The sequence below is a fragment of the Microcystis sp. M53603_WE2 genome (assembly GCF_030065435.1).
The window spans coordinates 1-9350 of the sequence record NZ_JASJFF010000899.1 but is presented as its reverse complement, the minus strand read 5'-3'; the positions used below and the strand labels follow the sequence as shown (position 1 = coordinate 9350).

Below are 9350 nucleotides of genomic sequence, written 5' to 3'. Positions count from 1 at the left end.
TTGGAACCCTACTGGTAAACAAATCACCGTCAATACCCAATTTTCTGCCGGAGCAACTCCAGGGGATCAAACCTTTTCTGATTACTACGGAAATACGGAGCCAGGTCTCAATCAAAGCAGCCGACTATGGAATAGTTTGGATATTGTTCCCCATGCTTGGAATATTGAGCAATTACAGCAGATTACTACCCTGTATCAATCTTGTAATATTCCTAAATCTTCGAGAATTGCACTATTAGTTAATAGTCAAATTCAGAAAGTGAAAAACTGTAATTATCTGGCGTTAAATCCCAGCACTTTTGCCATGAAAGGTGAATGTGGCGTTTTTCCTCAACCGCAAACAACTCCCCTGAAGCAATTTCTGCAAGAAGCCTATTTTCAGCATATCCAAGCTTATTTCAATCTTCTGGAAATTGACTGGCCGCTGACAGAAAATGTGGCTAATGCTCTCACGCTAACGGATCAAGATTTAGATGATATTGCCACTAAGTTAAGCTAATTATTCTATACTACGAACAGATTACCAAGCTTTAGGCTGAAATTGAGGATCGTTTAAAATAATTACATTGTCTCCTGACTGAGCTAAGACAAATAATCCTTGACGATAAGCATAAAGAGCAATATCGTCGGGGACAACCATTCCGGCTACCGCTCCTAATGCTTTCAGATTCTGGTAACGAGGCATTAATCTTTTGAATTTTTCTAGTCGCTCTAAATGTTCGTCAACATCGCTTTGAGTCAGTTTACTTTTCACTTCAATTAAGACGGCTTCGGTATTATTAACTACTAATAAATCTATTTCGAGTCCCCCTTCGGGGCGTTGGGCTGACACTCCTGAGTATAATTCATGAACATCAAGCCCTCTTTCTTTAAATAATCTTACCGCGGCGGGACGAATTTGCCATTCGACAAATTCTCCCAAGCGATTTCCGAGTTTTCCTAGCTGTTTATCAACTCTCTGGCTTTGCTCTTTTAAAAGTCTTTCTGTTTCTTGAAAACGGCGATCGCTTTCTTGACGTTGTTCTCGCATTAAACGTTCTGTTTCTTGAAAACGGCGATCAGTTTCTTTTTGAGCTTCGACTAATTCCCCTAATAAACGCCAGACATCATCAGCGGTTGTGGCCATCAGATTTTCCCCTTAGATTTTTATTTCAATTATTATTCTACCAAGCTTTAGTCCGACATTGTGTGCTTAGGATTTCTTGGTCTTAAAATTATTTTTTTGAGACTTTCTTCTGGCTTGTGACAACTAGGTTAAATAAAGTCAACATTCCCACTGGATAAATTTGTAGAAGAACAAAGAAGAGGATTAATTGCCTAAGAAGGGCAATGTAAAGATTGGTTAAATTTTTTACATCGGCCACTTGACAGGGGGGGGATTGTGTATTCCGTTATTATCAACTATTGGAGTTATCGCAGGCAATAGGGAAAAAAAGCTTAAGCTTTGTGGGAATTTGCCGCACCCTACTTATCCTTAACAATAGGTTTACTGCTATAAGTTTTGACCCAACAGGAACTAATTTCCTGTTCAATCGTTCTTAATAAATGAATCCTCAATTGAGTCACGTTTGTTATTGAAGATAATCGATGATTCAATTACCCAGGATTGTTCAATATCTGCTCAATATAGCAGGTGACAAGGGGAAAAAAGCTTAAGCTTTGTGGGAATTTGCCGCCTCCTAGTTGTCCTAGCTGCCTTGGCGGTTGCCAAGTAGAGAAAAGCCAGATTATTTAATTTCAACTCAATCCGTATTAGGAGAATTTTTGTCATGGCTGCGCTTGCAAATATGAATCTTATTGGCGTTCCTCATGCCGTTGAATTAATCAGCGGTATCGGCGTTGGTTTTAATTGTTTTACTGGCAAGCAGATGACGAATGCTTTGGCAGCCAATCCAACAATTCAAAACTTAGGCACTAATTCCCAAAGTTTTTTTAAGATTTGTTATTCGGCTGAAGATTTTAATAATACCGTTACCAATTCCTTAGGCGTTTCGGCGCAGATTAGCTTAAAAAAAGCCAGCAATGATTCCAGTTCTGGTTCCGATTCTAGTTCTGGTTCCGATTCTGGTTCTGGTTCTGGTTCCAGTTCCGATTCTAGTTCTACCTTTAGCGACCCTTCAGTAAGTTCAACTCTGAGCCTATCTAATGCCTTGTCTATCAATGATACTTCCGTCAGTGTTATTGTTTATGCACGGGTTGAGAACATTCATCAGGCGCTGAGTCAATGCCAGTTAAACAGTAGCATTACTGTACCGACAACGCCAAGTGAATGCTTGAACTTTTATCAACAGTATGGCGATAGTTTTGTGTCTGAATTGACGGAAGGGGCGGAGTATGTGGCAGTTTTTGTTTTTTCTTGCCAAACCAAAGAAGACCAGCGCAGTTTACAGGCGGCATTGACAGCACAGGTGACAGTGAATGTTTGTGATCATATTTCGCCAACGCTGGGCGCTAATTTGACTGCTGGCTTAACAGAAACGCTGAACAATACCACCGTGCGTTGTCAGATTTATCAATCTTTAGTTGGTAGCAGCGCTAGTTTGCCGACCTTTGCCAATAGTTCAGATGTGAGTCAATTTGTCTCTAATATAGTTTCAACTGCACAAAACTTGAACGCCAATACGCCAGTGGTGTTTGATTTTGCGGTAACTGGCTATGAAACCCTGTTTGGCAGCAGTTTAAGCGCCTCGTTTATGAATATTGCGGCTAACCGACAGATTTATCTTGATTGTATTGCTCCGACCCTGACAAGTTTAGGGTATCTTGCCAGCAAATATCAGTGGATTGCTACTGCGTATCAGGCTTATAAATATAGCGGCGATACCACGTTTAGCACCAACCAAAAGCAGTTAAATAGCGATATAAGTAACGTCAATAGCTGGATTAGCAGTATTGCGGCGAACCCAACACAAACGCCGAGCATTGCTAGTTCAATTAATCCGCCACTGAGTTTAATGAACGGCATACCGGTATTTAATTATTTAGTACCGACGCAACCGCTGTTTGGGGATACCAGTAACGAGCCGTTTCAGGATATTGATGTCGGCTCTGAGGTGAGTACCTCGAGCAGCACCAGTACCAGCACAACAGCGCTAAATGCAGGGATTAATGGCTCAATTTATGGTCATAACAGCCCAACCGCTTCGGGTACTTATTCGCAAGCCACCAGCCAAACTACGGGCATAGCGACGGCGATATCGAATATTCCGGTGCTTTATATGATTACCGTTTGGGGCAATAACAATGTCGCCCAGTTTTATGCCTCTTACAACACACTAAACTATACTCATCCATTTGCTCATGGTGCTGCTAATGTGTCTTCATGTAGTGGCGCAACCCTGTTTTTAACTGCTACTAATCAGGATGATGGTGTCGATAGCTTGAAGAATCAGGTGTATATCGACAAGATGAGCGGTCAAATCTCCAACGGCGTGATTACTCAGTTGAGTTTTACCGACAGTGCTAGTCACAGCATCACCCAACCGACAAGCACCAGTGGTAGCAGTTTTAGCTGGAGTTTGCCAGCAGCAGCGACGCTGATTGGCTTTCAGGGTTATTGCAACAGCAGTAATCTCCTCGGCTTGCAGCCAATTTGCATTATCGTACAGCCAGCAAAATGGTTAGCGCCATCGATTGAGACGCAACCGTTTGTCAATACGCTGCCAGTCAGCACCTTGGGCGTGGGCTATAATTCTTTTCTTGGCAGTGCTTTGCCGAATTCCGCACTAAACAGCAGCGCCTGTACCAGCGTTGACCAGGGGGCGCAAAGCGAAGTCATTATGAAAATTTGCGCCAGTCGCCAGTCATTATCGGAAACTTTGAGCAAAACCAGGGGATTTTCCATTGGCATACCAGGCTTTAAATTGAGTCACACCAAAACCAAAACCAAAACCATCCAAGTAACCGATACCGATGTGACGCTGGTGCTGATTACCCGTGTGGTGACATCGAGTCCGGTTTATACGCAATGCAACCTATCTCCCACGTTGGCTAATTTAACCACAGAGCAATTGTTCACTGAATATGGCGATTCATTTGTCTGCGCTACGGTTAACGGCGGATTGTATGTGGCGGTATTTGTGTTTCAATGCGATAGTAGCGCCGTACAGGAAACGGTGCAAAAAACCCTGAGTGCCAGTGCGTCGATTAAATCGGCCTCTCTCGATGCCAGTTTAAGTTCCGATGTGAGCAATGCCCAAAGTTCCAAAGGTGTTAATCTGATCTGTTACCAACAGGTTATCGGTAGCAGTAGTTTCTCTTTACCAAGTATGACTGGCAATGCCGAAACCGATGCGGAGGCTTTGGTGCAGACGGCCAGCCAGTTTTCTGCCAGCCATGTAGATACGCCTTGGCTGCTGTCATTTACCACGATGGGCTATGAAGGGCTGTTACCCGCCTCGGCTTTGAGCAGCTTCCAACCGATAGTTACCAACCGCCAGACTTATCAACTACAAGTCGCGCCTACTCTGACGCAGCTTTATGGCATTTGGTCTGAGATTGAGAACATCCTCCAGATTTATACGACTTACAATTACTACGCAGACCCTAATATTGGCTTTCCCATCAGGGGACAGCAACAAATGGTCTATAACGCGATCCAAGAATTGACCGCCTGGCTGACGGATGTTGCCGCCAATCCGCAACAGGCCGCTACCTCCCCTACTGACGGTTCCTGCGATCCCCTTGACATTATTGCCAAAGGGACTCCCAGCCTTAATTACAGCATAACCATCACCCCCTGTAACAGCAGCAGCAATCGATTATCGCCGCTGTGGGGCAACAATAATTCGGTGTCCTTTCAGGATATTTGCGCCGGACAGCCATTTTTCAACAGTAATACAGCCTTTAATGGCAATTATCCAGCGAACAGTACGCCGACACCACTTTGTTTAAAAGACTTGCCCAAGATCGCTGCTGTTCAGTTACATGGCGGCGATTATGTTGATCAGCTATCAACCATTTACAGTTATCAGGCTGGGGCCCAAACCTTTAGCCATGGCGGAAGTGGTGGCGGACCTTGTTTTAATCTGAATCTAGCCGTTGATGAATTTATCAGCAGCGTTAGTGGGACTTGCGGCGATTATATCAATCAACTCACATTCCAAACCACAAGCTCCCAAGACTATACGTTCCCGCTATCACCCTCCAGCACTGGTAACACAATTAGCTGGACTGCGGCAGATAATCAAATTTTGCTAGGTTTTCAAGGTTCCTCCGGCGATTATCTCAATCAGTTGCAATTGATTGTCCTGAGTCTCAGTCCAGCCAAATGGGCAGCCCCCCTACTGGATGACCTCTCCTCCCCCTTGCCTTGTCTTCCCATCACAACCGTGGGAATTGGCTTTAACAGCTTTAGCAACAGCGCTATGCCCAATGGTGCCTTGGATTTATCATCCCTGACTATCGGCGATCAAAACGCTACTGGCAAGCAGTGGTATCAAGTCTGTTCCTCTGGTGAAAGTTTGTCAAAGACGCTGAAATATGCGATCGGCGGCGGTGCTGACGATGATTCCTTCCATCGTAAAGTTACGCGCACGGCGAAGGTGAGCAATCTATCCGTAACGGTGGTGATCTATGCCTCCCATGAAAAAACCAGCCCGATCATTAATGGCACACCGCAATTAAGCAGCAGCGCACAAAGCTTGTTTAGCAGTTCACCGACGCAGTTTTATAGTGCCTATGGCGATAGCTATGTCTCTTCGGCAGTGTTGGGTATGGAATATATTGCCCTGTTTGTTTTTGAGTGCAGCACTGTTTCGGAACAGCAATCAGTCCTCAACAGTTTAAGCGCTCAGGGAGTGGTGCCAAGTGATCCGCCCATCACTTTAAGCGCTAATCTTGCCAAAAATATTACTCAGGCGGTGTCTTCACTAACCCTTGATTTCTACGCTTACCAGGTGATACGCGGCAGTGATACGCCCCTGCCCAATCCATTTAACAGCACCGGCAGTTCCAGCAGTTCCAGCAGTTCCAGCCAAGGCGCAGCACCGTTAATGAAGGCCTTGAATCCTGAAATCAGTAAGTTATCCCTTCCCTACGCCACCAGCAGCACCTCGACCAGCGATCCTGCTAACAGCGTCACTGTAACCAATGTAATCCAAAGTCTCCTGGCATTTGCCAATGGCTTGAGTGCCAATAACGTTACTGGTTCAGGCATCGCCCTCAGTTATACCACCGCTGGTTATGAGAATCTGGTTAGTGAAACCAGTAACTGGCAATTTCTCGCCAGTAATCGCCCAGTCGCTGATGCCATTAACAGCTATCTGGGTACTCTGGCCACCATCAATAACCAGATGCAGATTGTTGACGATTTGTATCAACGTTATAACTACACTGGCGATGCCACTTTTGCCGCAAACTGTGGGCAGTTGAAAAGTGATTATCAGGCGTTGCGATCGCAACAGATTAGTTTGTTTCAAAATCCGTTTACTGCCTCCTCCTACCCAACACAACCTCAAAGTATTACTAATGGTGTACCTACGGCTAACTGGTCAATCGTTACCGGACCAATCTGGGGTAATGATGCAAGCGCCGATTTCTGGGATATTAACAGTTCAATCGCGATCGGCTGCGAAACCATCAATGGCGGTACTGTAACCACAGCAACGAGCAGCAACAACAGCAGTAACCCGACACCACTCCGGTTGGGCCAACTACCGCTGTTGATTTCTGTTTCGATTTGGGGTGGTGATTATGTCAACCAAATTGGCACAACTTACCAATCCCTCAACGGGACCCAACAGTTTGCCCACGGACAAGGCACGGTGAATGCCTGGCCAGCACTCAACTTGAGCAAAGGAGAATTTATTACCGAAATCACTGTCATCTATGGTGATTATGTGAACGCAGTTCAATTCAGCACCAACTATGGCCAAACCTCCTTGCTTGCACCTGCCAGTTGTGATTCAGCTTCCGTTGCCACTTGGAGTGTTCCTGGGAACTGCACTCTCATCGGCTTTCAAGGCAGCAGCGGCGATTATCTGAATCAATTGCAACCGGTGTGTCTGAGTTTTTCGCCTGCTACTTGGTCGTCCGTATCTGTATCTGTCGACGAGATTCTTTTTCCATACACTCAATGTATCGCGGCAATGACTTTTCGTTCTGTTGAGGGTGTAACAAATGAATTGGATAACTATAATTTTTTCGTCTCTGCTTACCAAAGTGGCATCTCAGTTGGTCAATTTTCACCGAATCCAACCCCGCCAGATTATGTTTTACAAGTGGTGAGTAATCTTGATAATAATGGTAGCGGTACCACGGCTCTTGAGTTTCTGTTTGATCAGGGCAACCCTGGGTTTACCCCACCCTACTATTTCGTTTCCGGATCTTACGCTGGCAATATTTGGCTCAACAGCATTACTCCCGCTACTACTGGGCAATTTACAAGCAGTAATGTTACGACTCAGATCTCTGAACAAAGTGAACCCGATGCAGCAATTGCCGGACTTTTTTATTATGCCGTCACAAGCTATCTCTATGTAGCAGCGTCTAATGGCAACCTCTACTGGTATTCAGTCGGTTGGGCTAACGGCGTACCGAGCTTGTCTTATGTGGGTTCAAACAAATCTTATACGGCGGAAGCTCCAGTATCTCTGACCTTTTTCCCTGCGAACACGCTAACTAATTACGATTGTGTGCTACTCGGCGGCATATCAGAGGCCACGGGGGTTATCTTCAATGCTAAGAACCCATCTTCAACTCCTACCCTTTACGGGTATTTAGAGCAATATTGCAAGCCGATGGTGTATTCATCTGCTGTTTGTCAAGGAGCAAATGGTCTTTATTTTGCCACACTTTCGGGTAATTTACACTATCAGCCCTATAGTGGTTTCAATGCTTCGTTAGCTCCTATTTGGACAGTACCCAGTGGACAGGTCATTTTATCTTTAGCCTATTCACCAAACACCAATAATGTAGCTCCGGGAAATTATCCAGATGGAGCAATCTTTATTGCCACGGCTCCGTCCAACCCCTCTAATTCCTCTATGGGCAGTATCTGGGTTGTTGATGTCAGTAATAATACGGTGGGCAATGCCGCCCAACAGGATGCAACTATCTCAGGGTCCCCTTGGGCGATCATTGCTGATGCCAATCTGAATTATATGTGTGCAACTGGTTCAGGTGGTGTTTTCCTGAGTACCTTGGCAACTGATAATCCACAATCAAAGATGTTAGTCCCCAATGTAGGGTCTCCTATTGCATCGGATTCCTCTTCCTCGCTCACTGTTGTTACCGGTGCCGCCTTGGATTTTACACCATGAGATTCTGACACCACATGATGAATGTCTATTGTCAGGCATAATCAGTGGAGTGTTTGGGTTTCGTTCCTCAACCCAACCTACGAAACTAACCAGTACTAATTTCTTGCTCGATCGTCATTCATAAATAAGTCATCAATTTAGTTGAATTTTGCTCAAGGAGACATCAACTATGACTCAATTACCCGGAATTATTCAAAGTGCGCCCAATCAATCTTTGGGGTTTGATGCTGATTCTGTAATTACCAAAGCTACCGCCCAAAAATTTGCCAGTCAGGGTTACAAATTTTGTCTCCGTTATCTTTCCTTGGGTGCAGGAGAAGCACCGGGGGATTTAACCTACGAAGAAGCTCTTAGCATTTTACAAGGAGGACTGGCGTTAATGCCTGTGCAGCACGTTTCTTCCCCTGGTTGGGTTCCTTCCGCCCAATTGGGAACAACCTACGGCGATAATGCGGCAAATAATGCAATTTCAGTGGGTTTTCCCAGGAAAGTAAATGTTTGGTTAGATCTGGAAGGAATTAGTTCTGAAGTTTCAGCCGAAGCGGTAATTCAATACTGCACAAGTTGGTATAATGCTGTCGCAGGCGCGGGTTATTTACCCGGGTTATATGTGGGGGCTAATTCGATTTTGAATAGTCAGCAACTCTATGATTTGCCTTTTCAACATTATTGGCAATCAGAAAGTACCGTTCCCCCGGTGGCGGTTCGTAGTTATCAAATGGTACAGTCTTACGTTGGTGAACCAGTTAATGGCATTGGCATTGACCAAGATATTACCTACATTGATAAGGAAGGCGGTGTGCCTCAATGGTTAATTTTAACCTAAGTTTAATCTTTGGATAATTGACTTGACGGGCAGGTATCTATACATTGATGTTATGCCCTATACTATATAGGGTTTGCTGAAAAAGCTTTTCCTGGGGGCAGGGTGTGGGGTGTGGGGTGTGAGGTTTTACCAGTTTTGAGGTGGTCAACTACCTAATTTTCAGGGAAAAAGTACCTGAATTTTCCCCCGATCCCCGCAATGGCTGGCACTTTTTGAGGGGAAAAAAGTCCAAAAGTCTTATCCAACAAGGTTTTTAGATTTAT

Annotated in this window: 4 protein-coding genes; 3 read left to right on the top strand and 1 reads right to left on the bottom strand. The window is 44.9% G+C overall.

Features of this window, described 5'->3' with window-relative positions:
* Positions 1–499, top strand: a 499-nt coding sequence (locus PX481_RS19170) for a lipase (protein WP_288095478.1), incomplete at its 5' end; no start/stop codon positions are given.
* A gap of 21 nt (positions 500–520) precedes the next feature.
* Here the strand turns inward: PX481_RS19170 and PX481_RS19165 are convergent.
* Positions 521–1126, bottom strand: a complete 606-nt coding sequence (locus tag PX481_RS19165) for a hypothetical protein (protein WP_002759942.1) — start codon at positions 1124–1126, stop codon at positions 521–523.
* A gap of 643 nt (positions 1127–1769) precedes the next feature.
* On the opposite strand from PX481_RS19165, the gene PX481_RS19160 reads away from it, so the two are divergent.
* Together PX481_RS19160 and PX481_RS19155 are read left to right on the top strand one after the other, a co-directional pair.
* Positions 1770–8261, top strand: a complete 6492-nt coding sequence (locus PX481_RS19160) for a jacalin-like lectin (protein ID WP_288028084.1) — start codon at positions 1770–1772, stop codon at positions 8259–8261.
* Between the two features lie 169 nt (positions 8262–8430).
* Positions 8431–9087, top strand: a complete 657-nt coding sequence (locus PX481_RS19155; protein WP_002759945.1) for a DUF1906 domain-containing protein — start codon at positions 8431–8433, stop codon at positions 9085–9087.
* Positions 9088–9350: the final 263 nt, after the last annotated feature.

Coding starts and splice junctions, on each gene's coding strand:
- PX481_RS19165 (WP_002759942.1), bottom strand. CDS start 1,126: ATGGCCACAACCGCTGATGATGTCTGGCGTTTATTAGGGGAATTAGTC.
- PX481_RS19160 (WP_288028084.1), top strand. CDS start 1,770: ATGGCTGCGCTTGCAAATATGAATCTTATTGGCGTTCCTCATGCCGTT.
- PX481_RS19155 (WP_002759945.1), top strand. CDS start 8,431: ATGACTCAATTACCCGGAATTATTCAAAGTGCGCCCAATCAATCTTTG.